General features: G+C 72.6%; 26 protein-coding genes. 15 read left to right on the top strand and 11 right to left on the bottom strand.

Going from position 1 to position 25191, the window contains the following annotated elements:
- Window positions 1-10 precede the first annotated feature (10 nt).
- The 5 genes from M3666_RS00900 to M3666_RS00880 form a co-directional block, all read right to left on the bottom strand.
- Window positions 11-1204, bottom strand: a complete 1194-nt coding sequence (locus M3666_RS00900) for an NAD(P)/FAD-dependent oxidoreductase (RefSeq protein ID WP_251154203.1) — start codon at window positions 1202-1204, stop codon at window positions 11-13.
- 7 nt (window positions 1205-1211) lie between these two features.
- Window positions 1212-2012, bottom strand: coding sequence for an SDR family oxidoreductase (locus M3666_RS00895; protein WP_251154202.1), 801 nt, complete (start codon window positions 2010-2012; stop codon window positions 1212-1214).
- A gap of 10 nt (window positions 2013-2022) precedes the next feature.
- The gene (locus M3666_RS00890) at window positions 2023-2529 is read right to left on the bottom strand and encodes a Dps family protein (protein WP_126891959.1); all 507 of its coding nucleotides are present in this window, start codon (window positions 2527-2529) and stop codon (window positions 2023-2025) included.
- 121 nt (window positions 2530-2650) lie between these two features.
- Complete coding sequence (locus M3666_RS00885; RefSeq protein WP_066651725.1) at window positions 2651-3163, bottom strand: MarR family winged helix-turn-helix transcriptional regulator; 513 nt, start codon at window positions 3161-3163, stop codon at window positions 2651-2653.
- Between the two features lie 156 nt (window positions 3164-3319).
- Complete coding sequence (locus M3666_RS00880; protein ID WP_209684271.1) at window positions 3320-3877, bottom strand: NADPH-dependent FMN reductase; 558 nt, start codon at window positions 3875-3877, stop codon at window positions 3320-3322.
- Window positions 3878-4000: 123 nt separating this feature from the next.
- Here M3666_RS00880 and M3666_RS00875 point away from each other — a divergent pair, with 123 nt between their 5' ends.
- The 6 genes from M3666_RS00875 to M3666_RS00850 all read left to right on the top strand — a co-directional run bounded on the left by M3666_RS00875 (window position 4001) and on the right by M3666_RS00850 (window position 10204).
- A complete protein-coding gene (locus M3666_RS00875) occupies window positions 4001-5644 on the top strand; it encodes a glycoside hydrolase family 13 protein (protein ID WP_251154201.1) in 1644 nt (547 codons plus the stop codon).
- A gap of 118 nt (window positions 5645-5762) precedes the next feature.
- On the top strand, window positions 5763-7742 hold the full coding sequence (locus tag M3666_RS00870; protein WP_251154200.1) for a hypothetical protein: 1980 nt from the start codon (window positions 5763-5765) through the stop codon (window positions 7740-7742).
- A 138-nt stretch (window positions 7743-7880) separates the two neighbouring features.
- Window positions 7881-8522, top strand: a complete 642-nt coding sequence (locus M3666_RS00865) for a DUF308 domain-containing protein (RefSeq protein WP_235426437.1) — start codon at window positions 7881-7883, stop codon at window positions 8520-8522.
- A complete protein-coding gene (locus tag M3666_RS00860) occupies window positions 8519-8785 on the top strand; it encodes a hypothetical protein (RefSeq protein WP_066651735.1) in 267 nt (88 codons plus the stop codon). Before M3666_RS00865 ends, M3666_RS00860 begins: the two co-directional genes overlap by 4 nt.
- A 110-nt stretch (window positions 8786-8895) precedes the next feature.
- The gene (locus M3666_RS00855) at window positions 8896-9435 is read left to right on the top strand and encodes an RNA polymerase sigma factor (RefSeq protein ID WP_209684265.1); all 540 of its coding nucleotides are present in this window, start codon (window positions 8896-8898) and stop codon (window positions 9433-9435) included.
- 7 nt (window positions 9436-9442) lie between these two features.
- On the top strand, window positions 9443-10204 hold the full coding sequence (locus tag M3666_RS00850) for a hypothetical protein (RefSeq protein ID WP_251154199.1): 762 nt from the start codon (window positions 9443-9445) through the stop codon (window positions 10202-10204).
- 77 nt (window positions 10205-10281) lie between these two features.
- On the opposite strand, the gene M3666_RS00845 is transcribed toward M3666_RS00850, so the two are convergent.
- On the bottom strand, window positions 10282-11160 hold the full coding sequence (locus tag M3666_RS00845; RefSeq protein ID WP_251154198.1) for a LysR family transcriptional regulator: 879 nt from the start codon (window positions 11158-11160) through the stop codon (window positions 10282-10284).
- A gap of 81 nt (window positions 11161-11241) precedes the next feature.
- Between M3666_RS00845 and M3666_RS00840 the strand changes: the two genes are divergently transcribed.
- Complete coding sequence (locus tag M3666_RS00840) at window positions 11242-12510, top strand: MFS transporter (RefSeq protein WP_251154197.1); 1269 nt, start codon at window positions 11242-11244, stop codon at window positions 12508-12510.
- Window positions 12511-12576: 66 nt separating this feature from the next.
- Entirely contained in the window at window positions 12577-13188 is a 612-nt protein-coding gene (locus M3666_RS00835; RefSeq protein ID WP_209684257.1) for a hypothetical protein, read from the top strand.
- A 62-nt stretch (window positions 13189-13250) separates the two neighbouring features.
- Here M3666_RS00835 and M3666_RS00830 read toward each other — a convergent pair whose 3' ends face one another.
- Entirely contained in the window at window positions 13251-14165 is a 915-nt protein-coding gene (locus tag M3666_RS00830) for a cation diffusion facilitator family transporter (RefSeq protein ID WP_251154196.1), read from the bottom strand.
- Window positions 14166-14212: 47 nt separating this feature from the next.
- Here M3666_RS00830 and M3666_RS00825 point away from each other — a divergent pair, with 47 nt between their 5' ends.
- Complete coding sequence (locus M3666_RS00825) at window positions 14213-14740, top strand: DUF4166 domain-containing protein (RefSeq protein WP_251154195.1); 528 nt, start codon at window positions 14213-14215, stop codon at window positions 14738-14740.
- Window positions 14737-15729: an epimerase gene (locus M3666_RS00820; protein WP_251154194.1), complete on the top strand. Its 993-nt coding sequence runs from the start codon at window positions 14737-14739 to the stop codon at window positions 15727-15729. The genes M3666_RS00825 and M3666_RS00820 overlap by 4 nt, the downstream gene beginning before the upstream one ends.
- On the opposite strand, the gene M3666_RS00815 is transcribed toward M3666_RS00820, so the two are convergent.
- Entirely contained in the window at window positions 15698-16633 is a 936-nt protein-coding gene (locus tag M3666_RS00815; protein ID WP_251154193.1) for an EamA family transporter, read from the bottom strand. The genes M3666_RS00820 and M3666_RS00815 overlap by 32 nt on opposite strands.
- 71 nt (window positions 16634-16704) lie before the next feature.
- Here M3666_RS00815 and M3666_RS00810 point away from each other — a divergent pair, with 71 nt between their 5' ends.
- Complete coding sequence (locus tag M3666_RS00810; RefSeq protein ID WP_251154192.1) at window positions 16705-17616, top strand: LysR family transcriptional regulator; 912 nt, start codon at window positions 16705-16707, stop codon at window positions 17614-17616.
- Window positions 17617-17762: 146 nt separating this feature from the next.
- On the opposite strand, the gene purB is transcribed toward M3666_RS00810, so the two are convergent.
- From purB to M3666_RS00795, 3 genes are all read right to left on the bottom strand, one after another.
- Window positions 17763-19148, bottom strand: a complete 1386-nt coding sequence (gene purB / locus M3666_RS00805) for an adenylosuccinate lyase (protein ID WP_251154191.1) — start codon at window positions 19146-19148, stop codon at window positions 17763-17765.
- Window positions 19145-19657, bottom strand: coding sequence for a low molecular weight protein-tyrosine-phosphatase (locus M3666_RS00800; protein WP_066657642.1), 513 nt, complete (start codon window positions 19655-19657; stop codon window positions 19145-19147). The genes purB and M3666_RS00800 overlap by 4 nt, the downstream gene beginning before the upstream one ends.
- 116 nt (window positions 19658-19773) lie before the next feature.
- Window positions 19774-20172: a phage holin family protein gene (locus tag M3666_RS00795; protein WP_066651768.1), complete on the bottom strand. Its 399-nt coding sequence runs from the start codon at window positions 20170-20172 to the stop codon at window positions 19774-19776.
- Window positions 20173-20222: 50 nt separating this feature from the next.
- Between M3666_RS00795 and M3666_RS00790 the strand changes: the two genes are divergently transcribed.
- From M3666_RS00790 to M3666_RS00775, 4 genes are all read left to right on the top strand, one after another.
- Window positions 20223-21302 (top strand): histidinol-phosphate transaminase, encoded by a 1080-nt coding sequence (locus tag M3666_RS00790; RefSeq protein WP_209684245.1) that lies wholly within the window; start codon window positions 20223-20225, stop codon window positions 21300-21302.
- A gap of 23 nt (window positions 21303-21325) precedes the next feature.
- Window positions 21326-22459, top strand: coding sequence for a thiamine pyrophosphate-dependent enzyme (locus M3666_RS00785; RefSeq protein ID WP_251154190.1), 1134 nt, complete (start codon window positions 21326-21328; stop codon window positions 22457-22459).
- Between the two features lie 89 nt (window positions 22460-22548).
- The gene (locus tag M3666_RS00780; RefSeq protein WP_066657646.1) at window positions 22549-23508 is read left to right on the top strand and encodes an alpha-ketoacid dehydrogenase subunit beta; all 960 of its coding nucleotides are present in this window, start codon (window positions 22549-22551) and stop codon (window positions 23506-23508) included.
- Window positions 23509-23540: 32 nt separating this feature from the next.
- The gene (locus M3666_RS00775) at window positions 23541-25160 is read left to right on the top strand and encodes a dihydrolipoamide acetyltransferase family protein (RefSeq protein WP_251154189.1); all 1620 of its coding nucleotides are present in this window, start codon (window positions 23541-23543) and stop codon (window positions 25158-25160) included.
- The last annotated feature ends 31 nt before the right edge of the window (window positions 25161-25191 follow it).

Below are 25191 nucleotides of genomic sequence, written 5' to 3'. Positions count from 1 at the left end.
GATCCGCGGGTCACGGCGTGATGCGGCCCGGCAGCATGTCCCGGGTGAGCCCGTTGGCGTCGGCGAGCACCCCGCGGGCCTCGTCCGTCTTGTCGGAGACGTTCCAGAGCAGGACCCCGCGGACCGTGTCGTCGTCGTCCAGGTAGTAGACGACGCCGGTGGTGAGCGGCTCCTGCCAGTCCTCGACGGTCTGCAGCTCGGTGGACACCTGGCCGACGGCCTCGTACCCCGTGTCGAAGACGTTCGAGTAGAACATCGGCGTGTGGTCGTACGTCTCGTCCGCGTCCGCGAGGTTCCGGCCTGCCTGCCGGCCCTGCTGCTTCGCGTTGTCGACGTGCTCGACCCGGCGCGTGCCGAGGATGCGGTCCGGGTACTCGGCGACGTCGCCGGCGGCGAACACCGACTCGTCGTCCGTCACCAGCGTCGACGACACCACGATGCCGTCGCGCACGGTCAGACCCGCGTCGGCGGCGAGCTGCGTCTGCGGTTCGATGCCGAGTCCGGCCACGACCGCGTCGGCCTCGAGGACCGACCCGTCGTCGAGGGTGAGGCTGACGCCGCCCTCCGACTCCGTGCCCTGGTCGACCCGTCGTCCGGTGCGGAGCTCGACGCCGTGGTCGACGAAGCGCTGCTGGAAGGCCCGGGCGAGGTCGTCCGGGAACATGTGCCCGCCGAGGACCTCGTCGGGCGTCACCAGGGTCACCCTGGCGCCGTTCTGCACGATGCCCGCGGCGATCTCGGTGCCGATGTAGCTGCCGCCGACGACGGCGACGTGCGCTCCGGCGTCCGCGAGGGCGCGGAGTCGGCGGTAGTCGTCCGCGCTGCGGAAGTCGAGGACCCGCGACGAGGGCGACAGGCCGGGCAGGCTGCGCGGTTTCCCACCGGTCGCGAGCAGCAGGCGCTCGTAGCCGTGGGTCTGGCCGTCGTCCGTCGTGACGGTCCCCGCCTCGCGGTCGATCGCCGTCACGACGGTCCCGAGCACGAACGTCGCCCCGGTCTCCTCGGTGTGCAGGTCGACCTTCTCGTCCCAGCTGAAGTCCGGGTCGGTCCAGAGCTTCTTCGACAGGGCCGGACGGGCGTACGGACGGTCGGTCTCCTCGCTGACGATGCCGATCGAGCCGTCGGCGTCGATCTCGCGGATCCCGCGGGCGGCAGCGTCGGCGACCATCCCGCCTCCGACGATCAGGTAGCGGAAGTCGCTCATGGTCCTCCTAGATGGTGGCGACCGAGCCGGAGTCGACCCGGTAGTTCGACCCGTTGACGAAGCTCGCCAGGTCGGAGCAGAGGAAGGCGACGACGTTCGCGACCTCCTCGGGCTCCCCGCGGCGGCCGAGCTCCATGTACGGACGCTGCTCGTCGAGGAAGTTCGAGATCGCCTCGTCGAACGAGGTCCCCTGCTCCTTCGCGCGCTTGTCCATCATGGCGTCGGTCATCGGGGTGTGGATGAAGGCCGGGCTCACGGTGTTCACGAGCAGGCCCTCGGACGCGTACGACCGCGACAGGCCCTTCGCGAACGACAGGACACCGGCCTTCGCGGCGCAGTAGGGGAGCTCGTCGTCGTAGGGCTGCGAGGCGTCCTCGGACACGAGGTAGACGATGCGACCCCAGCCGCCCTTGCGCAGGTCGCCGATGAACTCGCGCGTGATCCGCACCGGGCCCATCAGGTCGACGTCGATGGTGTCGAGCCAGCCCTGCTCGTCGATCTCGTGGAACATGCCCTGCGCACCGGTGATGCCCGAGGACTGCACGAGGATGTCGATCTCGCCGACGGCGTCGCGCACCTTGCCGTGCAGCGCGGCGAGGGACTCGGCCTCCGTCACGTCCGCGGCGAAGGCGAAGAGCTTGCCGTGCGGCGCCTCGAGCTGGTCGGCGCTCGTGTCGAGTCGTCCCTGGTCGAGGTCGGTGACGACCACGGTCGCACCCTCCGCCAGGAGGATGCGAGCCGTGTTCCAGCCGATGCCGGAGTCGCCACCGAAGACGAGCGCGACCTTGCCGGTGATGCCGAGGTCCACGTCGCGTCCCCTACTCGTGCTCGGAGGCCTCGGCGACGGCCGGGGTCGTGGCGGCGGCGAGCGGCGTGCGCGGCTCGCGGTTCTCGGCCGAGACCATCCAGGCGAGCTGCTCGAGGCGCTCGATGAAGCCGTGGAGCAGGTCCGCGGTCGTCGGGTCCTCGTCGTCGACCTCGTCGTGCACGTCGCGCATGGTGCCGGTGGCCTGGTAGAGCCGGAGCGTGATCGCGTCGATGGCGTCGTGCGTGTCGATCTCCCCGTCCGGGAAGGCGTCGAGGTGCGTCCCCGCGGCGACCGTGGCCGAGCGGCCGTCCGGGATCGCGTAGAGGGCGCGCATGCGCTCCGCGGTGTCGTCGGCGAACTCACGCGCGGCGTCGACGATCTCGTCGAGCTGCAGGTGCAGGTCGCGGAAGTTGTGTCCGAGGATGTTCCAGTGGGCCTGCTTGCCCTGCAGGTGCAGGTCGACGAGGTCCACCAGGACGGCCTGGAGGTTGGCGGCGAGCTTGTCCGATGCGTGCATGATCGGCTCCTTTCGCGGTCGGTGACCCTTCTGGTCTACGCGGTCGCGTGCTCGGCGTTCCCAGTGCGCGTGCACCCTGGCGTCCCCCGCGGGGTGGTCGGACGCGCGGACGGCACCGGGGTCAGTGCTCGAGCGCGGGGTCCACCTGGTCGACGGCGTCGCGCATCCGCTCGAGGAACGTCGCGACGACACGCGCGTCGGAGGCGGACAGCCCCTCGGCGATCGACATCATCCGCCGGTGCATGGTCCCGAGGGTGGCGCGGACCTCGTCGTCGGTCTCGGTCGTGGGGGTGATCACCAGTGCGCGACGGTCGGTGGGGTGCGGCTCGCGGCGGACGTGGTCCGACTTCACCAGGCGGTCGATCAGGATCGTCGTCGAGGCCGACGAGATCTTCAGGTAGGCGGCCAGGTCCTTCGGCTTGACCATCCGACCCGCACGCTGTGCCTGCAGCAGGTAGCGGACGGCGAGCAGGTCGGTCTCGCCCATGCCCATCGAGTCGCGGGTCCGTCGCCGCATCGCGGTCTCGGCGGCGCGGTAGCGACGCAGGGCGTTCAGCACGGCGACGCCGCGCTGTGTGGCGTCGTCGTCGGGGAACCAGTACCCCGACGCCTCCGTGATCTCCTGCGTCGACATGCCGTTCAGGGTAACCCGTCTGGTATCTCGCCTGCCTAGCGGATCCGCGTGCTGTGGACGAGTCCTCGGCGCTGCCCCGGACGGAGGGGAGGCGCGGTGCCAGCCGGCACCGCGCCTCCAGACCGTCTCCTGGTCGCCCGACGGCGACCGGGCGGATCAGGCGGCGACGCGCTCGTCCGCCGCACCGGCCAGGGCGCGGAGCGCGCCCTGCACGAGCTCGACGACCTCGGCGTCCTCGCGCGGGTGGGTCTCCGCGAACCGGACCACCGACTGCGGGATGGCGACCTTGACGTCCTCCAGGACCTTCGCACCCGCGATCCCCGCCGACTTGCGGGCGTCGTCGTGTGCCCACACACCGCCGTACTGGCCGAACGCCGAGCCGATCACCGCGAGCGGCTTGCCGGACAGCGGCGACGAGCCGAAGGGCCGCGAGCCCCAGTCGAGCGCGTTCTTCAGCACGGCCGGCATCGTGCCGTTGTACTCGGGGGTGACGAGCAGGACCGCGTCCGCTGCGGCGACGGCGTCGCGGAAGGCGACGGCGGCGGCCGGCGGGGTGTCGCCGTCGATGTCCTCGTTGTAGAAGGGCAGGTCGACGATGCCGTCGAACGTCGTGAGGGTGATCCCCTCGGGGGCGTGCTGCTCGGCAGCCTCGGCGAGCTTCCGGTTGATCGAGCCGGCGCGCAGGCTGCCGACGAGGGCGAGGACGTTCGTCATGGTGGATCCCTTCTGTCCGTGACCGTTCGGTCACGGAATGGTGTCAGGGACAACCAATGTGCTCGCTGAGTGCGCCATTCCCGATCGGACCACCACTCGGGTCCCGCTGGGTACGGTGGCCGGGTGAGCAGCCACCGGACGCCCGCCAGCAGCCCGCGCACCACCGACCCGGACTGGTGGCGTCAGGCCGTCGTCTACCAGGTGTACCCGCGGAGCTTCGCCGACACCGACGCGGACGGCCTGGGGGACATCGCGGGCATCACGAGCCGTGTGCCGTACCTGGCGTCGCTCGGCGTCGACGCGGTGTGGTTGTCGCCCTTCACCCCCTCGCCGCTCGCCGACGGCGGGTACGACGTGGCGGACTACCGCGACGTCGACCCGCGCCTCGGCACGCTCGACGACCTCGACGCGTTCGTCCGCGCCGCACACGAGCACGACGTGCGCGTCATCGTCGACGTCGTGCCGAACCACACCTCCGACCAGCACGAGTGGTTCCGCCAGGCGCTCGCCGCAGAGCCGGGGTCACCCGAGCGGGCGCGCTACGTGTTCCGTGACGGAGCGGGGGAGTCGGGCGAGCTCCCGCCGAGCGACTGGGTGTCGAACTTCGGCGGCAGCGCGTGGACGCGGGTGCCGGACGGCCAGTGGTACCTGCACCTGTTCGCGCCCGAACAGCCCGACCTCGACTGGTCGAACCCCGAGGTGCGCGCCGACTTCGAGCACACCCTGCGGTTCTGGTCCGACCGCGGCGTGGACGGCTTCCGGGTCGACGTCGCGCACGGGCTCGCGAAGGACCTGTCGACGCCGTACCGTCCCTCGAACGAGAAGGCGCTGCCGCTGGACGGCTCCGACCCGCTGTACGACCGCGACGAGGTGCACGAGATCTTCGCGACGTGGCGCTCCGTGCTCGACGAGTACGACCCGCCCCGCGCCGCGATCGCCGAGGCCTGGGCGCCGGCACCGCGTCGCGTGCTCTACGCCCGGCCGACCGAGCTCGGGCAGGCGTTCAACTTCGACCTGCTCGAGGCGCCGTACGACGCACGGGCCTTCCACGAGATCATCGAGCGGAACCTCGCCATGTCGGCCGAGTCCGGCGCTTCCTCGACCTGGGTCCTGTCGAACCACGACGTCGTGCGGCACGCCACCCGCTACGGCCTGCCCGACGGCACCGACACGGATGCCTGGCTGCTCACCGACGGCACCGAGCCCGAGCTCGACCGTGCGCGCGGTGGACGTCGGGCGCGTGCGGCGACGCTGCTGATCCTGGCGTTGCCCGGGTCCACCTACCTGTACCAGGGCGAGGAGCTCGGCCTGCACGAGGCGCCCGCGATCCCCCACGAGCGCCTGCAGGACCCGAAGTGGATCCGCAGCGGGCACACGGTGAAGGGGCGGGACGGCTGCCGGGTCCCGATCCCCTGGACCCGGACGGGGCCGTCGTTCGGCTTCGGCGACGTCGCACCGCACCTGCCGCAGCCGGAGGACTTCGGCGACTCGTCGGTCGAGGCCGAGGACGGCGACCCCGCTTCGACGCTGTCGCTCTACCGGCAGGCGACTGCGGCCCGACGACGGCTGCAGCAGGGCGAGGAACTGACGTGGCTCGACGCCGGTGACGACGTCGTGGCGTTCGCCCGGCACGAGGGCTGGCGGTCCGTGACGAACCTCGGGACGTCCCCGGTGCCGATGCCGTCGGGCACGGTGGTGCTGGCGTCCGGGCCGCTCGACGCGGGCGAGGGGATGCTCCCGGGCGAGACCACGGTGTGGCTCGGGTGAGTTCGATCTGGCCGGGGTGGCTGAGCACATCCCTGCACAGCGGCTGGTCTCGGGACTGTTCTCCCCAGAAGGGCTCGACGGCCGCTGACGGGGTGGTCCCGCTCGCGACGATCGGGGCATGACAGACACCTCGATCCCGACAACCACCCATCGCGTCGCACACCCCCGACGGTGTCGACGCCCGCGGGGTGCGATCACGGCCGGACTCGTGGCCCTTGCCGTCCTGGCGGCGCCGGCGCTCCTGCCCTCCAGCTCCTCGGCGGACGACCTCGCGTTCCCCTACCGCAACGGCTTCGACTCCGCCGCGGGCGGCACCCTGAGCGGCGACGCGCAGGTCGTCGACGGGCGGCTGCGGCTCACGGACCAGACGAAGGACCAGGCCGGAGCGTGGTCGACGGACGACACGTTCCGCTCTGACCTCGGACTCGACATCGAGTTCTCGTACGCCATGTACAACACGGTGGGCGACCAGGGTGCCGACGGGCTGCTGCTCTTCCTGGCGGACGGCAGCGCACCACAGGGCGTCGGAGCGTACGGCGCAGCGCTCGGGTACGCCTGCCGGTCGAGCGAGACCCAGGGCGGCGGGCGACCCTGCGACCTGCCCGGCGTGCCGGGTGGCTTCGCGGCGGTGGCGGTCGACCACTACGGCAACTTCTCGCAGGAGATCAACCTGTCCGGGCTCGGGCGCCGACCGGACTCGGTCGTGGTCCGGGGATCGGGTGACGGCACCACCGGCTACCGGTACGTCGACGGGGTCCAGGCTCCCGGTGGCACCCTGACCGACGGGCCGACGAAGCGGAAGGTCCGCGTCAGTCTCGTGCCGGGGGCGTCGGGGGAACTCTTCATGACCGTGCGCCTCGAGGACGGGGGGCCGCTCCGCACCGTCCTCGACCGCGTGCCGCTGCACGGCGACGCCCAGGCTCCGCTCCCGGACACGCTCCGGCTCGGCTTCTCCGCCGCGACCGGCAGCTTCGCCGACGTCCACGAGGTCGACGACCTCCGGGTCTCCCAGCCCGTCGACCTCGGCGTCACCCAGGAGCTCCCCGCGTCCGGTCGGCCCGGGCAGCCGTTCTCGTACACCGTGACCGCGTCCGACGCCGGCCCGAACCGGTCCGACCCCAGCGCGTTGCACGTCGACGTCCCCGACGGTCTGCGGGACGTGACGTGGACCTGCACCGCGACCGACGGATCCTCCTGCGGAACGGCCAGCGGGACCGGCGACGTGGACGCCGGGCTCGACCTGATCCCGGGCGGCGCCGCGACGGTCACCGTGTCCGGGACCGTCGCGGACGACGCCTCGGGGGCGCTCGAGAGCACCGCCACCATCGCGCCTCCGGCGTCGCTGTCCGACGTCGACGAGTCCGACAACCGGTCCGTCGAGACGAGTCCGATCGAGGCGGCGCCGGCGCTCGAGGCGCAGCTCGAGACCGACAAGTCGGTGTCCCCGTCCGTCGACGTGGCACCGGGGGACGAGGTCGAGTACCTGGTGACGGCGAAGAACCGCGGTCCGGACCCCGCGCACGACGTGGGCGTGGTCGACGACCTGCCGGCGGCGATGCGCTTCACGGGATCCGAGGACGACTGTTCGGCCGAGGGACAGCACGTGACGTGCCGGTCCGAGGGGGACCTGGCGGTGGGTGGGACGCGCTCCTTCCGCATCCGAGCGGTGCTCGACCCCGGCTACACCGGCGACGGGTCCGACGTCGTCAACGTGGCGACCGCGACGTCGCCCACCGATCCGGACGGGGGCGACCCGTCCCCGGAGGTCACGATCGGCGTCACGGTGCCCGGCGACGGCGACGGCGACGGCGACGGCGACGGCGACGGCGACGGTGAGGGTGACGGCGGTGACGAGGGCGACGGCGACACGGGCGGCCCGACGCCGGCCGTCTCCGCGAGCGCTTCGCCGTCGCCGGACGCTCCGTCGGCTGCCCGCGGCGGTCGGACGGGCGGCGGAGGGGCCGGCGCCGGAGCCCTCGCGTACACCGGCGCCGAGGGGCTCGGGCTCCTCGCCGCCCTGGCTGCTGCCACCGTCGGGCTCGGTGCCGGCGGCTGGTGGGTCGCACGACGCGGGCGCGCGGCCGACGACCCCGACTGACGGGGAGCGCCCCACCGCCGGTCGGGGCGCTCGGACCCCGGCCGGCGGTGGTGGCTCCCGTCGGCACGGGCTCCGGTCCGACGCCCGGGGCGCCGGCGGTAGACTCGGACCACGATCCGCATGCCCGAAAGAGGTCCCGTGTCCGACTCCGTGGACGACGCCGGCCAGCGCGCGCGGTACTGGCCGATCCCCGTCCTCCGGGCCGTCCCAGCCGCGGTCGTGGCCCTCGTCATCACCTTCTCGTCCAACCACGCCGCCGGCTACGGCCTGCTGCTCTTCGGCGGGTTCGTGATCGTCGACGCCCTCGTGCTCGGGTGGGCCGCCCTGCGCCGCATGCCCTCCGACGAGCGCTCGCGTCCGACCACGTTCGTGCAGGCGGTCGTCTCCCTCGTCGCCGGTGTCGCCGCCCTGGCGACCAACGGCGTCGGGCTCGGCGCGTTCATCACGGTGGTCGTCGGGTGGGCCGTGCTGACGGGAGCCCTCGAACTCGCACAGGGACTCCGAGCGCGCGGCCGGTCGCCGTTCGCCCGTGACTGGACCACGATCGGTGGGCTCACCCTGCTGCTCGCCGTCGCGTTCCTGCTGACACCACCGGACTACTCCCAGCAACTCGGGGGCGTGGAGCAGGTGACCGGCACCCTGGACGCCGCCGTCGTCCTGGTCGGACTGCTCGGCGCCTACCTCGCCATCGCGGCGGTCTTCCACGTGATCGCCGGACTCTCGCACAAGTGGGGCACCACGGCGCCTGCCGCAGCCCCGGACGGAGCACCACACGCATGAGCACCCCCAGCCGTCGCGACCGTCTGCGCCCCGCCGAGCTCCTCGTGATCTCGGCGGTCGTCGCGGTGTTCACCGGAGCGGTCGTGCTCTTCTCGACGCGTGAGTTCGAACTCGCCCTGGTGTTCCTCGGTGTCGCGTTCATCGTCGTCGTGGTGGTCCTCGCGATGCTCCAGCTCGCGGCGTCGAGCGACCAGGACGACAACGACATGCTCGGCGGCCACAGGACGCCGGGCGAGCGGTCCGAGGGCGACGACTTCCACTGACCCCGCTCCGGCGACCGTCGTCCCCGGCGACACGCCCGGGCGGAGCGGTCCGCGCCCGCGTCGTCAGGATCGGCACCCCGTCCGACACCGCTGGGTGAAGGGGGTGAGCGATGGACGTGACCACGACGACGGACGAGACGATCGTCCGCGCACTGGCGGCCGGTGACCAGGCCGCGTTGGCGCAGGTCTTCGACCGCTACGCCGCGACGATGACCCGGTACGTGTGGGCGATCGTCGACGATCGACACGACGTCGAGGAGGTCGTGCAGGACGCGTTCCTGGTGCTGTGGCAGCGGGCGGAGACGCTGGAGCTGCCGGCGGAGAGCCTGCTGCCCTGGCTGCTCGTCGTGTGCCGGAACCTGGCGCGCAACGCCGGCCGGAAGCGCACGCGGCACCGTGCCGACGAGCTGCCGGAGACGCTCACGGCACCGGTCGACCACACCGAGGCCGCCGAGACGCTGCGCTGGGTCCGTGCCGAGATCGCGGCCCTGCCCGAACTCGACCGGCGCATCTGCGAGCTCTGCCTGCTCGAGGGGCGCTCCTACACCGAGGCAGCCGAGGCGCTCGGGCTGACGGTGGGCGCCGTGACCCAACGGGTCTCCCGCAACCGTCGACGACTCAAGAAGGTGGTGATGCACGATGGACACTGAGCCTCCCGTGGGCGACGAGCTGCAGCGCATGCTCGTCACGATGAAGCAGGGCGTGCTCGATCGCGCCACCCCGCGTCCGAAGCGGCGTCGCGGGCACACCGGCATCGTCGTCGGTGTGGTCGCCCTGCTCGCGCTGGGCACCGCGTCGGGGGCGGTGGCGCTCACGCTGTCGCAGCAGGACCGTCCCGTGGCGGCCCCGGTGCAGACGCAGGAGCCGGCGCCGGCGCCGTCCGTCACCACCCCGACCTCCGCGCCGATCACGGCGACGCCGACGCCGGCCGCGACGACGGGTGCCGCGCCGCCCGACCGAGCGGATCCGACGGCTGTCGCGTCGATCCCCACGTCGTGCCGGGGCGCTGTTCCGGCGGGTGCGTACGACCGCCTGTTCGGCGGGCGTGAGGCCATCCAGGTCTTCCCGTCGCCGGGGGGAGTGGTTCCGTCGGTGTCCGGATCCGGGGTCGTCACCGAGCTGTACTGCCTCTGGGGTGGCAGCGACGGACCCGGCCCGGGCCTCGCCCTCACCGTCGGGACCGCGAACGGCGAGCAGCTCGCCTCCCGGGAGTCGAGCTTCTTCGGCGACCAGGACACCGTCTGCTCGGTCGAGGGCCCCGCCCGCGTCTGCCGAGCGTCGTCGACGGACGTCGAGACCGGTGCCGCTCAGGCACGGACCTGGTACTCGCGCGGTGACACCTGGGTCGAGATCGACCAGGCCGACTTCCCGACCGACGGCCTGCTGGACGCCGTCGTCGGGGAGATCTGGGGGGACTGACGGCCGGGAGGCGCGGTGCGGGACCGTCCCGCGCCTCCCGTCCGCCGGTGGGACACGTCCCACACGGCCCCCGGACCTCACCCCACCCGTGCGGCCACGACGTCGCGAGCGAGCGTGCGCGTGGCGCGGTTCGGTTCGGTGTCCGACCGCATCGCGAGCCCGATGCGGAGCGGCTCGACCTCGTCCTCGAGCTCGAGCACGGCGCCGTCGTACCGGACACCCGGATCCGGGACGACACCGACGCCGAGCCCGGCCGAGGCGAACCGGATCACCGCTGGCATGTCGTTCATCTCCGCCACGACCCGGCGTCGGAGGCCGAGGCGCTCGAACGCGGCGTCGAGGATCAGGCGGTTGCCGAAGCCGTGCGCGGTGTCGACGAAGGGCTCCCCGGCGAGTTCGGCCAGGGACACCGACGGGCGGGCAGCGAGCGGGTGGTCCGCGGCGGTGTACACGCGGAAGGGCAGCTCGCGCAGCGGTTCGACGACGACCCCGGGCGGGACGGACGGCAGGCCCGTGTACGCCAGGTCGAGCCGCCCGGCGACCAGGTCCTGCACCATGCCGGTGGTGCCCGAGGGCGAGGTCATCAGCTCGACGGCCACGAGCGGGTGCCGCCGCCGGAACCGCCGAAGCACCCCCGTCAGGTCGACGACGTCCATGCTCGTGAAGATGCCCAGCCTCACCCGGCCGCGGAGGTCGGCGTCGTCGACGGTCGCCAGGTCCCGCATCCGCTCCAGGGAACCGAGCACCGCGCGGGCGTGCGGGAGGAGGTCCTCGCCCGCCGCGGTCAGCACGAGTCGCCGACCGGTGCGGTCGAACAACCGCACGCCGAGCGAGCGTTCGAGGGAGGCGATCCCGGCGGAGACGGTCGACTGGGCGGCCCACAGGCGTTCCGCGGCGCGTGTCACGGTCCCCTCGGCGGCGACGGCCACGAACTGTTCGAGCAGGCGGGTCTCCATCGTCCGAGTATCGACCAGATCGATGACACTCATCAAGAACACCCGTTGGACTCGATGACGGCGCCAGGGCACCATCGGAGCATGACCTCGACCACCGACGCGGCTCCGGCCCCGACGACCGGCTCCCGTCCCGTCCCCGCTCCGCGAGGGCGGCGCACGCACTCCCGTCGCCGGCACGGCTTCGGCTTCTGGGCCGTGGCCTTCGCGTTCCTGGCGGTGATGGCGTTCGCGACCGTCCCGGCACCCCTCTACGTGATCTACCAGGCGCGCGACGGCTTCCCGACGTTCACGACCACGGTCGTCTTCGCCGCCTACGGTGTCGGGGTCGTCGCCTCGCTCTTCCTGGCGGGACACCTCAGCGACGTGCACGGACGACGCCCGTTGATCCTGGTGTCGATCGCCCTCGAGCTCGTCGCGGCCGTGCTGTTCCTGCTGTGGTCCGACGTCGCAGGTCTCGTCGTGGCGCGGTTCGTCACCGGGCTCGGCGTCGGGCTCCTCACCGCGACGGCGACCGCGCACCTCGGTGAACTGCGGGTCCGGGCGACCGGCTCGTCCGCGTCCGCCCAGGGTGCGAGCGTCGCGGCCGGCGCCGTGAACCTCGGCGGTCTGTCGCTCGGCGCCCTGGTCGGGGGCGCGCTCGCGGAGTTCGTCGGGCAGCCGCTCGTCGTGCCGTACGTCGTCTTCGTCGTCGCCCTGGCGGTCGCGTTCGTCGTCGTCCTCGCCGCGCCGGAGACCGTCGACCGTCCCGAGCAGCCGGTGCCGTACCGACCGCAGCGGATGGCCGCTCCCGAGGGGCAGGCCGGCGTGTTCTGGGCCGCCGGTGCCGCGGCCTTCGCCGCCCTGGCCGTGCAGGGACTCTTCACCTCGGTGGCCCCGACCTTCCTCGGCACCACGTTCCACGTCACCGACCGTCTCGCCGCGGGCGCCACGACGTTCGGGGTCTTCGCCGCGAGTGCGGTGTCGCAGATCGTCTTCGCAAGGCTGTCCCAGCGTCGGCAGATCCGGCTCGGCCTGGTGCTGCTCGTCGGTGGTCTCGTCGTGCTCGCGATCGCCGCCGTGCTCCTGCAGGTCGCGGGCTTCATCGGCGGCGGGGTCGTGGCGGGTGCCGGTGTCGGGCTGCTCTTCCGGGCCGCGATCGCCCGCGCGGGGTCGCTCGTCGGGCCGGAGCAGCGCGGCGGGGTGCTCGCGGCGACGTTCCTCGTCGCGTACGCGGGACTGACCGTGCCCGTCGTGGCGGTCGGCGCCGCGCTCCTCGTCGTGCCGACGCTCCCGGTGCTGCTCGCGTACGTGGCCTTCGTCGTCGCACTCGCACTGGTCGCCGGCCTGCGCCTGGCCGCCCGCGCGGCGTAGTCCGCCGCGACCAGCCGACCACCCGGCCAGCCGTTCGGCAGGTCGTCTCCCGGCATACTGGAGCGCATGCCCCAGCAGCGCCGACGTCCGGCCGTCACCGTCGTCGCCGCGGTCATCGCGGCCGGCCTGGTCGCCGGCGGTTTCGCCCTGACGGCGCAGCGCAGCGGCGAGGACCCGGTGATCGGCGGCGGAGCGTCCACCGTCACGCCCGGCGCGACCGCCGCCGACGGAGCGACGCGCGACGGCACCGTCACCATCGAGCGGTCGGGCCCCGACCTGCCCGGCGGCGACGTGCTCGACCGCTGCGACGCCGACCGCCGGGCCGTGGTCGCCCGGTACGAGACCGCCGCGCTCGGACGGGTCGAGCTGCAGTGCGGCACGTCCGGCCAGGGCTACGAGCACATCCGCGTCCGGCACACCGCCGACTGGCAGGACGTCGTCCGGGGCCACGGCTCACGGGACTGGGACGACGCGATGCTCACCGCCGTCCGGTCCGTGCTCGAGGCGCCGCCCGCCGGCTACCCGCAGGACGCCGGGGACGGCAAGGTCTGCTACGCCGCGCCGGTCCGCTTCGACGACGGCTCGCGTCCGTCGGCGGAGCCGAACGTGCGGGTGATCGTGTCGGAGACGACCGACCGGGTGATCACGGCGTTCCCCACCGACGACGGCGGCTGCTGACCGCACCGGACCGGTGCGCAGGCCCGGCCGACCCGACCCGTCCCGACGCGTGCACCTCGTGCCTACGCGTGCACCTCGTGCTCGTGCCGCCGGTGCGAGACCGGTTCGAGCTGGAAGGTCGAGTGCTCGACGGGGACGTCGAAGTGCTCCGCGACGCACTGCTGCAGCGCGTCGAGGATCCGGGGCGCGTGCGCGGTCGAGAAGCAGTGGTCGTCGACGACGACGTGCGCCGTCAGGTTCGGCACGCCGGTGGCGACGAGCGTCGCGTGCAGGTCGTGCACCTCGATCACGTGGTCGAGCTCGAGGATGTGCGCGCGCACGTCGTCGAGGTCGAGCCCGGGCGGTGTGGACTCGAGCAGCACGTTCGCGGTCTCGCGGAGCAGCCGGACGGCCCGCGGCAGGATGAGCAGCCCGATCAGGATCGCGGCGATCGAGTCGGCCCGCTCCCACCCGGTGAGCGCGAGGACGACGGCGGCGGCGATCACCGCGACGGACCCGAGGGTGTCGTTCAGCACCTCGAGTCGGGCCGCCCGTGAGGTGAAGCCGCCGCCCGAGGCCCGCGCGAGCACCGCGTAGGCGACGAGGTTGCCGACGAGCCCGACCACACCGAACACGAGCAGCGGGCCGGCGTGGATCTCGGCGGGCACGAACAGTCGTTGGACCGCCGAGACGACGACGAAGACCCCCACGGCGAGCAGGATCGCCGCCTGCGCCGTGGCGCCCAGCACCTCCGCGCGCTGGTAGCCCCACGTCCGCTGCGCCGTCGGCGAGCGGCGCGCGAGCCGGGTGGCGACCAGGCCGATGCCGAGGCCACCGGTGTCGACGACCATGTGCCCGGCGTCGACGAGCAGTGCGAGGGAGCCGGTGACGACCGCCCCGACGACCTCGGCGAGCAGGATGCCCGCCGAGATGCAGAACGCGACGAGCAGCGCGCGCTCCGAGGCGCCGGCGTGCCCGTGCGCGTGGTCGTGTCCCATGCCTCGATCGTAGGGAACGAGGCCGACACCGTGCCAGGATCGGCGTCGTGACCCGGTCGCCCTACGAGCTGACGACACCGTCGGCCGTGCTCGCACGGTTGCACCCACGACTGCGCACGTACTTCGGTGCGGTCCCGGTGGGTCACGTCGGCCGCGGCGCCGTGGACGGTCGGGAGGCACGGGTCGCCGTCCGCGCGCACCGCACCTTCCGCTTCCGGACCGGATCCCGCACGATGGTGGACGCGATCACCGCCGAGCCGCACGGGCTCGTCGACCACCTCGGTCGCCGTGGGCGCGTCAGCGCCCTGCTCCGGGCGGAGGTCGACGCGGACGGGCCGGACGCGGGCGCCCTGCGCCTGGTCTCCACCCGGGTGACGGTCCGTGTGCTGGGACGTGCGCGGAGCCTCCCGGTCGTCGCCGCTCCGCGTGTCACGCTCGTGGAACGATTCGATGACGATGCCGACGTGCAGCGCGTGTCCCTGCGGCTCTCGGCGCCGCTGGTCGGCACGCTGTACCGGTACGAGGGCTCCTTCCGCTACCGGATCCAGCCCGACACCGGACAGGGGACACGATGAGCGACGACACCACCCGCGCGCCGAGGGGTCGCGCCGCGATCGCGGGAGCGGGCGGCTTCGTCGGACGGTACCTGCAGCGCGCCTTCCGCGACGAGGGGTACGAGGTCGTCACGGTCGGTCGCACGGGCGACGCCGTGTGGGGCAACACGCTCCGGATCCGGGAGCTCGTCGACGGTGCCGCGATCGTGGTGAACATGGCGGGCAAGAGCGTGAACTGCCGCTACGGCCGTCGGAACCGGTCGGAGATCATGCGCTCCCGCGTGGACACGACGCTCGAGCTGGCCGAGGCGATCCGGACCGCCGAGCACCCGCCGCCGCTGTGGGTGAACGCCTCCACCGCGACGATCTACCGGCACGCGGACGACCGACCCCAGGACGAGGCCACGGGTGAGCTCGGCGAGGGCTTCTCGGTCTCGGTCGCGAAGGCGTGGGAGGACGCCCTGTTCAGCGCGGACCTGCCGCACACCCGCCGGGTCGCGCTCCGGATGGCGATCGTGTTCGGCGACGGGAGCGCCCTCGTCCCGCTGCTCCGACTGGCCCAGGCCGGTCTCGGCGGGCCGCAGTTCGACGGGGCGTGGTTCCCGACGCGTGCCCGGCTCCGAGCGGGCACGTACCACCACGACCGGCACACGCACGGGCGGCAGCGGTTCAGCTGGGTGCACATCGACGACGTCCTCGGGGTGATCCGGTTCGTGCGCGACCACGAGGACATCGACGGCCCGGTCAACGTCTCGAGCCCGGAGCCGTCGGACAACCGGACCGTGATGGCCACCATCCGCGACGCGGTCGGACGGCGCTTCGGACTGCCGACCTGGCGGTGGATGCTCGAGATCGGGTCGATCGCGATCCGCACGGAGACCGAGCTCGTGCTGAAGAGTCGGTGGGTCGTACCGACACGACTGCTCGAGGCGGGCTACGAGTTCCGGTACCCGCACCTGCGCGGCGCGCTCGCCGGCATCATCGCCGAGCGCCGGCAGCACCGGGGCTGACCGGCACCGCCACCGCCGGCACCGCCACGGCCGGCACCACCCTCGCGGTGCGCGACGACCACAGCACGGCGACGACCACCACGGCACCGGCCACGACCTCGACCACGTCCGGCACCTCGCCGAACGCCGCCCACGACGCGAGCACCCCGATCACGGGGACGAGCATCGAGAACGGTGCGACGGTGCTCGACGGGTACTTCCCCATCAGGCGCGACCAGATCCCGTACCCGACCAGGCTCCCCGCGACGACGATGTAGAGCAGGCCGAGGTCGGCCGGCAGCGCCGACGCGGTGAACGCCGTGCCGAACGCCCGACCGACCCGCTCCGGCCCCTCGACGAGCATCGACAGCGCGAACATCGGCACCGGCGGGACGACCGCCCACCACAGGGTCAGGTGCAGCGGGTTCACCGGACCGGTCCGCCGCGTGGCGACGTTGCCGAGCGCCCAGCCCAGGGCCCCGCACAGCACCAGCACGACCGGCAGCAGCGCCGCGGTCTGCGCCCGGTGCACCGCGATGACGCCGAGGGCCGCGACGGCGACGGACACCCCGACGACCTGACGGGCGGTGAGCTTCTCACGCAGCAGGACCCCGGCGAGCACGACCGTGAACGGCGCCGACGCCTGGATCACCAGCGACGCGAGCCCCGTCGGCATCCCGGCCGCCATGCCGAGGTACAGGAACGCGAACTGCAGGACACCGAGCGTCGCGCCGACGAGCACGATCCACCGGAACGGGACCCTCGGCCGCGGGACGAACAGGATCGTCGGGACGGCCAGCAGGCTGAACCGGACGGCGGCGAGCAGGAACGGGGGCCAGTGGTCGAGGGCGATCGCGGTCGCCGGGAAGTTCAGACCCCACGCCACGGCGACGACGAGGGCCAGGATGCGGTCGCGGAAGAGCACGGGTCGATCGTCCCGCACGAGAAGCGGTAGCACCAGCGCACGGTGCGACAGCATCGTTGTAGGGTCCCTGCATGGTCGGCTTCGACATCGCCCTGCTGCCGGTCCTCCGCGAGCTCGCGGAACGGGGGAGCATCACCGCGGTCGCAGCAGCCACGCACCGCACCCCGAGCGCGGTGTCGCAACAGCTCCGCACGCTGCAGCGCCAGGCCGGCGTACCCCTGGTCGAGCGCGTCGGACGCGGCGTGCGCCTCACCGCGGACGGCCGGGCACTCGCCGACATGGCCACCGGTGTCGCGACCGCGCTCGCCACGGTGGAGTCGGCGTGGTCGGAGCACCTCGCGGGGGTGAGCGGGACGGTCGACCTCGCGGTGTTCCCCTCGGCGGCCGAGCTGCTGCTGCCGGGGCTCCTCACGCGCATGCGCGAGCACCCGGGCATCGTCCTCGAGCTCTCGGACGTCGACGTCAGCGAGGGGGAGTTCGCGCCGCTCACCGCCGACCACGACGTCGTCATCGGGCACCGCCCGGACGGTGCCCGCCGCCCCGACGGCGCCGTCGAGACGGTCGCGCTGCTCCGGGAACCGCTCGACGTCGCCCTGCCGCTCGACCACCCGCTCGCCGACCGGGAGCGCGTCGGCATCGAGGACGTCGTCGACGAGACCTGGATCGGCGTGCCCGAGGACTACCCGATCGACCGCGTGCTGATCGCGATGGCCGCGGCGTCCGACACCCCGCCGTCGGTGGCGTTCCGCACGATCCACCTGCCCGTCATCGAGAACCTGGTGGCCGCGGGGCACGGCATCGCGCTCGTGCCCCGGTACACGTCGGGCACGCGTGCGGCGGGACGGTTCCGGTTGGCGACGCTCGCCGACGTGCGGGCGGGCCGGAGGATCGAGGCGCTCACCCGTCCGGACCGCGCGGTCCGTCCCGCGGTCCGCACCGTCCTGGAGGCGTTGGTCGCCGAGGCACGGGCCGTCACCACCTGAGGTGGTGACGTGCGCGGCGGGGCCGCCCCGCGCCTCCCGTCCGCTGCGCCCGCTCGCGGTCTCGCGGAACGCAACGACGGCGGCCGCTCGCAGGGGTGTACCGCTGCGAGGAGCCGCCGTCGTTGCGTGTTGCGGAAGGGGTCGGACTAGACGTCCAGGCGGTCGACGAGCTCGTCGGCCAGGCCCGTGTAGGTGCCGGGCGTGAGGTTCGTCAGTCGTGCCTTGGCACCCGACGAGATGTCGAGGCCGTTCACGAACGCGACGAGCTCGTCCTGGCCGATGCGCTTGCCCCGCGTGAGCTCCTTGAGCATCGCGTAGGGGTCCTCGATGTTCGACTGCCCGGCGGTGACCTCGGCGCGGATGACCGTCTGGATCGCCTCGCCGAGCACCTCCCAGTTGTGGTCGAGGTCCTCGGCCAGCCGGGTCTCGTTCACCGCGATCTCGCCGAGCCCGCGACGCAGGTTGTCGAGCGCGAGCAGCGAGTGCCCGAACGCGACGCCGATGTTCCGCTGCGTGGTCGAGTCGGTCAGGTCGCGCTGCAGGCGGCTCGTCACGAGGGTCTCGGACAGCGTCGAGAACAGCGCCGACGAGATCTCGAGGTTCGCCTCGGCGTTCTCGAACCGGATCGGGTTGATCTTGTGCGGCATCGTCGACGACCCCGTGGCACCGGCCACCGGGATCTGCGTGAAGTAGCCCATCGAGATGTAGGTCCACACGTCGGTCGCCAGGTTGTGCAGGATCCGGTTCGCGTGGCGCACCCGGTCGTACAGCTCGGCCTGCCAGTCGTGCGACTCGATCTGCGTCGTGAGCGGGTTCCACGTCAGGCCGAGGCCCTCGACGAACTCCTTCGACAGCGCGGGCCAGTCGGCCTCGGGGTCGGCGGCGAGGTGCGCCGAGAAGGTCCCGGTGGCGCCGGAGAACTTGCCGAGGTACTCGCCGTGCTCGATCTGCGTCAGGACGCGCTCGAGGCGGTAGACGACCACCGCGAGCTCCTTGCCCAGCGTCGTCGGCGTCGCGGGTTGCCCGTGCGTGTGCGAGAGCATCGGCACGGCGCGGAGCTGCTCCGCCATGGTGCGGAGCGTCGCCAGGACGGAGCGGTAGGCGGGCAGCCAGACCTGGTCGACGGTGTCCCGCACCGTCAGTGCGTAGGACAGGTTGTTGACGTCCTCGCTGGTGCAGGCGAAGTGCGTCAGCTCGGCGATGGCGTCGAGCCCGAGCTCGGACAGGCGGCGACGGACGAAGTACTCGACGGCCTTGACGTCGTGCCGCGTCGTGGCCTCGATCTCGGCGAGCTCCGCGATCTGGTCGTGGCCGAAGGTCTCGACGACCCGGCGCAGCGCTGCCTTGTCGTCGATGCTCAGCGGCGAGGTGGTGAACATCGCGTGGTCGGTCAGGAAGATGAGCCACTCGACCTCGACCACGATGCGTGCGCGGTTGAGGCCGGCCTCGGAGAGGTGCTCGCCCACCGTGTGCACGACCGGGTAGTACCGCCCGTCGAGCGGGCTGATCGGCTGCGGGGGAAGGGGGGTCATGGGGCTCCCTGACGGACTGCCGGTTCGAGTTGGCGGAAGAGCGCCCGGCAGGCACGCTCGACGGTCGAGAGCACTCGGTCGAACTCGTGCCGGTCCGCGTAGTACGGGTCCGGCACGTCGGCCTGCTGGGGCCAGGCGTCGTCGTACCGCAGCAGGAGCGTCACCTTGGCGGCGTCGTCCATGGTCGGTGCCCACGAGCGCAGGACGCGTTCGTGGGAGCGGTCGAGTGCGACCACCAGGTCGAGGTCCGGGAACCGGTCCGGGTCGAACTGGCGGGCGCGATGCCTGCTGCCATCGTATCCGCGCGCTGCGAGTGCCGCGATCGTGCGCTCGTCCGCGGGCTCGCCGACGTGCCAGTCACCGGTGCCCGCCGACTCGACGACGAAGCGGTCGGCCATGCCGGCGTCGGCGGCGACCTGTGCGAAGACGATGCCGGCCATGGGGGAGCGGCAGATGTTGCCGCTGCAGACGAACGAGACGCGGAACGGGGCGTCGGCGTCCGGGCTCATGTGCACATCATGGCGCACGGACGTGACGTCCGCGACGGCGGTCCGACCGGGAGGCACGGCGCGGCCCTCGCCGTCGGCACGCGTCGCGCGGGCGGCCGGCTCGGTGCGGCCCGCGGTCACGGACGCGGGCGGTTCAGCACCGGCCGCACGAACAGCCCGATCAGCCACGAGAACACGGCGAGCACGAAGGCGCCGACGATGCCCCAGCCGAAGGACTCGACCTCGAGCCCGAAGCCGATCGCGTCCGAGATCCCGGCGACGATGAGCAGCAGCACGGCGTTCACGATCAGTGAGATCAGGCCGAGCGTCAGGACGTAGAGCGGGAACGCGACGATCCGGATGATCGTGCCGATGACCGCGTTCACGAGCCCGAACACGAACGCCACGAGCAGGAACGTGAGCACCACGGCGGTGGTGTCCCCGTCGCCGAACGGGGTGACGGTGACGCCGCTCACGATGAGCGTGGTGAGCCAGAGCGCGACGGCGTTGACGACGAGGCGGACGAGGAATCGCATGCCCTCATGATGCCCGTCGCGCCCCGGACGGTCCCCGGTAGCCTGAGCGCGTGACTGACGAGCGCGTGCACATCCGGCCCGAGGTGGCCGTCCTCCCCGCGTACAAGCAGGGGCGTCAGGCAGCGCCCGACGCCTTCAAGCTGTCGAGCAACGAGAACCCGTTCCCGCCGCTGCCGGGCGTCGTCGAGGCCGTGCAGGCGCAGACGGCCTACAACCGCTACCCGGACGCCACCGCCCTGGCCGTCCGCGCCGTGCTCGCGAACCGCGCCGGACTCACCGTCGACGAGGTCCACGTCGCGCCCGGCAGCGTCGCGATCCTGCACGAGCTGGCCCGGGCGACGAGCGGCCCCGGCGACGAGGTCGTCTACGCGTGGCGCTCCTTCGAGGCCTACCCGGGTGTCGTGACGGTCGCCGGTGCCACGAGCGTGCAGGTGCCGAACCGCCCGGACGGCGGCCACGACCTCGACGCCATGGCCGACGCCGTGACCGACCGCACCCGCATGGTCATCGTCTGCTCGCCCAACAACCCGACCGGTGCCGTCGTCACGGGCGCTGAGTTCGAGACGTTCATGGCGCGCGTGCCGTCGACCGTGCTCGTCGTGCTCGACGAGGCCTACGCCGAGTTCGTCACCGAGCCCACCGCGGTCCGTGGCACGCCGCTGCTCGAGCGGTACCCGAACCTCGTCGTCCTCCGCACGTTCTCCAAGGCGTACGGACTCGCGGGCCTGCGCGTCGGGTACGCGTTCGGTCCGGCGTACGTGCTCGACGCCGTCCGTGCCTGCGCGATCCCGTTGTCGGTGACGGCGCAGGGCCAGGCGGCGGCGCTCGCGAGCCTGGAGCGCGAGACGGAGCTGCTCGACCGCGTCGCCGAGCTCGCGGCGAGCCGTGACCGCATCGTCGCCGCGCTGCGCGGCCAGGGCTGGGACGTCCCGGACGCCCAGGGCAACTTCGTGTGGCTGCCGACCGGGGAGCTGACGGCCCACGCGGCCGAGCGCTTCGAGGCCGCCGGCATCATCGTGCGGGCCTTCGGGAACGAGGGCATCCGGGTGTCGATCGGGGAGCACGAGGCTGTGGAAACGCTCCTCGAAACGGCGGGGTCGCTTGTGGGGGACCTCCAGGCGGCCCGGTAGGCCCTGGCGTTACGCTGACCGACATGTCATTCCACGCCGCGGCCCCCGCGACGGCCACCGTCCGGATCCTCGACCCCGAGGGCCGGTTCGTGGAGACCGACGAGAACGCCGAGTACGCCGCCGTCGCGCGGGCGATCCCGGACGAGACCCTGCTGGCGATGCACCGCCGCATGGTGCTCACGCGTCGGTTCGACCACGCGGGCCACAACCTCCAGCGCACCGGTCAGCTCGGCCTCTGGGTCCCGAGCCACGGACAGGAGGCCGCGCAGGTCGGCTCCGTCTTCGCCCTCCGCGCACAGGACCACGTCTTCCCGTCGTACCGCGAGCACGCCGTCACGATGCACCGCGGTGTCGAGCCGATGGAGATCATCGCGATGTACCGCGGCCAGACGCACGGCGGCTGGGACCCGGACGAGCGCGGCAACACGCACATCTCGACGCTGGTGATCGGGTCGCAGACGCTGCACGCGACGGGCTACGCGCTCGGTCAGCAGCTCGACGGCGACGTGGGCACCGGTGACCCCGACCGCGACGCCTGCACCATCGTCTACTTCGGCGACGGCGCGACCAGCCAGGGCGACGTGAACGAGGCGTACGTCTTCGCCGCGTCGACGAAGGCCCCCGTCGTCTTCTTCCTGCAGAACAACCACTGGGCGATCTCGGTGCCGGTGTCGGTGCAGTCGCCGACCCCGCTCGTCGACCGCCCGCGCGGCTTCGGGATCCCGAGCGTCCGCGTCGACGGCAACGACGTCCTGGCGTCGTACACGGCGTCCCTCGTCGCGACCGACCACGCCCGCTCCGGGCAGGGGCCGGCGTTCGTCGAGGCCGAGACCTACCGCATCGGTGCGCACACGAGCTCCGACGACCCGACCCGCTACCGCCTCGACGACGAGCTCACCTCGTGGGTGGAGCGCGACCCGATCGCCCGTTCGGCCGCGTACCTGCGCAGCCGCGGGGTCACCGACGAGCAGCTCGCGCGCTTCGACGAGGAGGGCGAGGACATCGCCGCCGACGTCCGACGGGCGACCGTGGCCCTGACCCCGCCGTCGGTGGACGTCATGTTCGACAACGTGTACCGCGAGCCGCACCCGGTCACCACCGCGCAGAAGGCCTGGCTCGAGCAGTACGAGGCCGGGTACGAAGGGGGCTCCCACTGATGAGCACGACCGAGCAGCTCTTCGACTACACGCTCCGCGCCCACCCCGGTGCGGGCGAGGTCCCCAGCGAGCCCGTGCAGACCCTGCCGATGGCCAAGGCGCTCAACGCCGGCCTCGCCGCCGCGATGGCCGCGGACGACAAGGTCCTGCTCATGGGCGAGGACATCGGCCAGCTGGGCGGCGTCTTCCGCATCACCGAGGGCCTGCAGGAGCGGTTCGGCGCCGAGCGCGTCCGTGACACCCCGCTCGCCGAGGCCGGCATCATCGGCACCGCGATCGGCCTGGCCCTGCGCGGCTACCGTCCGGTGGTCGAGATCCAGTTCGACGGCTTCGTCTGGCCGGGCTTCGACCAGATCACCTCGCAGCTCGCCAAGATGCAGAACCGCCTGCCGCAGCACATGTCGCTGCCGGTCGTCATCCGCATCCCCTACGGCGGGCACATCGGCGCCGTGGAGCACCACCAGGAGTCCCCCGAGGCGTACTTCGCGCACACCCCGGGCCTGCGCGTGGTCAGCCCGAGCACGCCGAACGACGCGTACTGGATGATCCAGGAGGCGATCGCGTCGAAGGACCCGGTCGTGTTCCTCGAGCCGAAGTCCCGCTACTGGCCGAAGGGCGAGGTCGACCTCGTCGACGGCCACGTCCCGATGCACACCACGCGCGTCGCCCGGACCGGCACCGAGGTCACCCTCGTCGGCCACGGCGCGATGGTGGCGACCCTCATGCAGGCTGCGGACATCGCCGAGGCCGAGGGCACCAGCTGCGAGGTCATCGACCTCCGCTCCATCTCGCCGATCGACTGGGAGCCGCTGCTGACCTCGGTCCGCAAGACCGGCCGGGTCGTCATCGCGCAGGAGGCCTCCGGCTTCGTCAGCGTCGGCAGCGAGATCGCCGCGACCGTCGCGGAGCAGTGCTTCTACACGATGCAGGCGCCGCCGATCCGGGTCTCCGGGTTCGACGTCCCCTTCCCGGTGTCGAAGCTCGAACACCTCCACCTGCCGGACGCGGACCGTGTCCTCGAGGCCGTCGACCGCGCCCTCGCATACTGACCGAGCCGACCAGAACGTTCGAAGGAGCCGCAGTGCCCGCCGCCGAATTCCCCCTGCCCGACGTGGGCGAAGGCCTGACCGAGGCCGAGATCGTGCAGTGGCGCGTCGCGATCGGGGACGAGGTCGCCGTCGACCAGGTCCTGGTCGAGATCGAGACCGCGAAGTCGCTCGTCGAGCTGCCGTCGCCGTTCGCCGGGACCGTCACCGGGCTGCTCGTCTCCGAGGGTGACACCGTCGAGGTCGGCAAGCCGATCATCCGGGTCGACTCGGACGTGCAGGTCGCGTCGACGTCCGCCCAGCCGGGAGGCCCGTCCACCGTCGCCGACAGCGTCCCGGCCTCGCCGGACGTCGCCGTCACCCCGCCTGCCGCAGCGGCCGCTCCGGCTCCCGTCGCGCAGACGCCGCCGGCGCCCGTGCAGCAGACCTCCGCGCAGCAGACCCCGCCGGCACCGGCCGCCGCCCCGGCCGCACCCGCAGCGGCCGCACCGGCAGCTGCTGCTCCGCAGCAACCGCGGCACGCGGCTCCGTCGCAGCCGGTCGCTGACCACGCGACCGTCGTCGGCTCCGACGAGTCGTCCGGCGCCGTCCTGGTCGGGTACGGCTCCGCGACCACGTCCCCGTCCCGCCGGAAGCCGGGCGCCCGCCGGGCCGCAGCGCTCGCCGCCGAGGCGAGCCGTGCCTCCAGTGCGGACGCCGTCGCCGCGGCCGAGGCCGCCTCGGACCCGGGCGAGGACAGCATCTCGCAGGCCGTCGGCGAGCAGGGCTCCCGACCGCGCAAGGCCGTCGTGTCGGGCATCGTCCTGGCGAAGCCGCCGATCCGGAAGCTCGCGAAGGACCTGGACGTCGACCTGACCGAGGTCGTGCCGACGGGTCTCGCCGGCGAGGTCACGCGCGACGACGTCATCCGGCACGCGAAGCAGGCCGGCGTCTTCCGCAACATCGAGACGCCCGAGTGGGGCGACGTCCGCCGCGAGACCATCCCGGTCAAGGGCGTGCGGAAGGCCATCGCGAAGGCGATGACCACGTCGAAGTTCACGGCGCCGCACGTGTCCCTGTTCGTCGACGTCGACGCGACCCGCACCATGGAGTTCGTCAAGCGCCTGAAGTCCTCGCCGACGTTCGCCGGTGTCAAGGTCTCGCCGCTGCTCGTCTTCGCCAAGGCGGTCATCTGGGCCGTCCGTCGGAACCGGTCGGTGAACTCGACCTGGACCGACCAGGAGATCATCGTCCACCACTTCGTGAACCTCGGCATCGCCGCGGCGACCCCGCGTGGGCTCATCGTGCCGAACATCAAGGACGCGCAGGACATGTCCCTGTTCGAGCTCGCGAAGGCGCTCGAGGACCTGACGCTCACCGCCCGCGACGGCAAGACCACGCCGCAGCAGATGGCCGACGGCACCGTGACGATCACGAACATCGGTGTCTTCGGCATGGACACCGGCACCCCGATCCTCAACCCGGGCGAGGTCGCCATCGTCGCGATGGGCACGATCAAGCCGAAGCCGTGGGTCGTCGACGGCGAGGTCCGCTCGCGCATGGTGACCACGATCGGTGCCTCGTTCGACCACCGGGTCGTCGACGGCGATGTGGCCTCGCGCTTCGTGCACGACATCGCCTCGGTGCTCGAGGAGCCGGCGCTGCTGCTCGACTGACGCCTGGGTCCCGGCGGTGCTGTGGGGTTCC

It is taken from the genome of Curtobacterium sp. ODYSSEY 48 V2 (genome assembly GCF_023712625.1).
Lineage (GTDB): Bacteria > Actinomycetota > Actinomycetes > Actinomycetales > Microbacteriaceae > Curtobacterium.
Note: the sequence above shows the minus strand (reverse complement) of the source record. Positions and strands in the feature narration are given on the sequence as shown.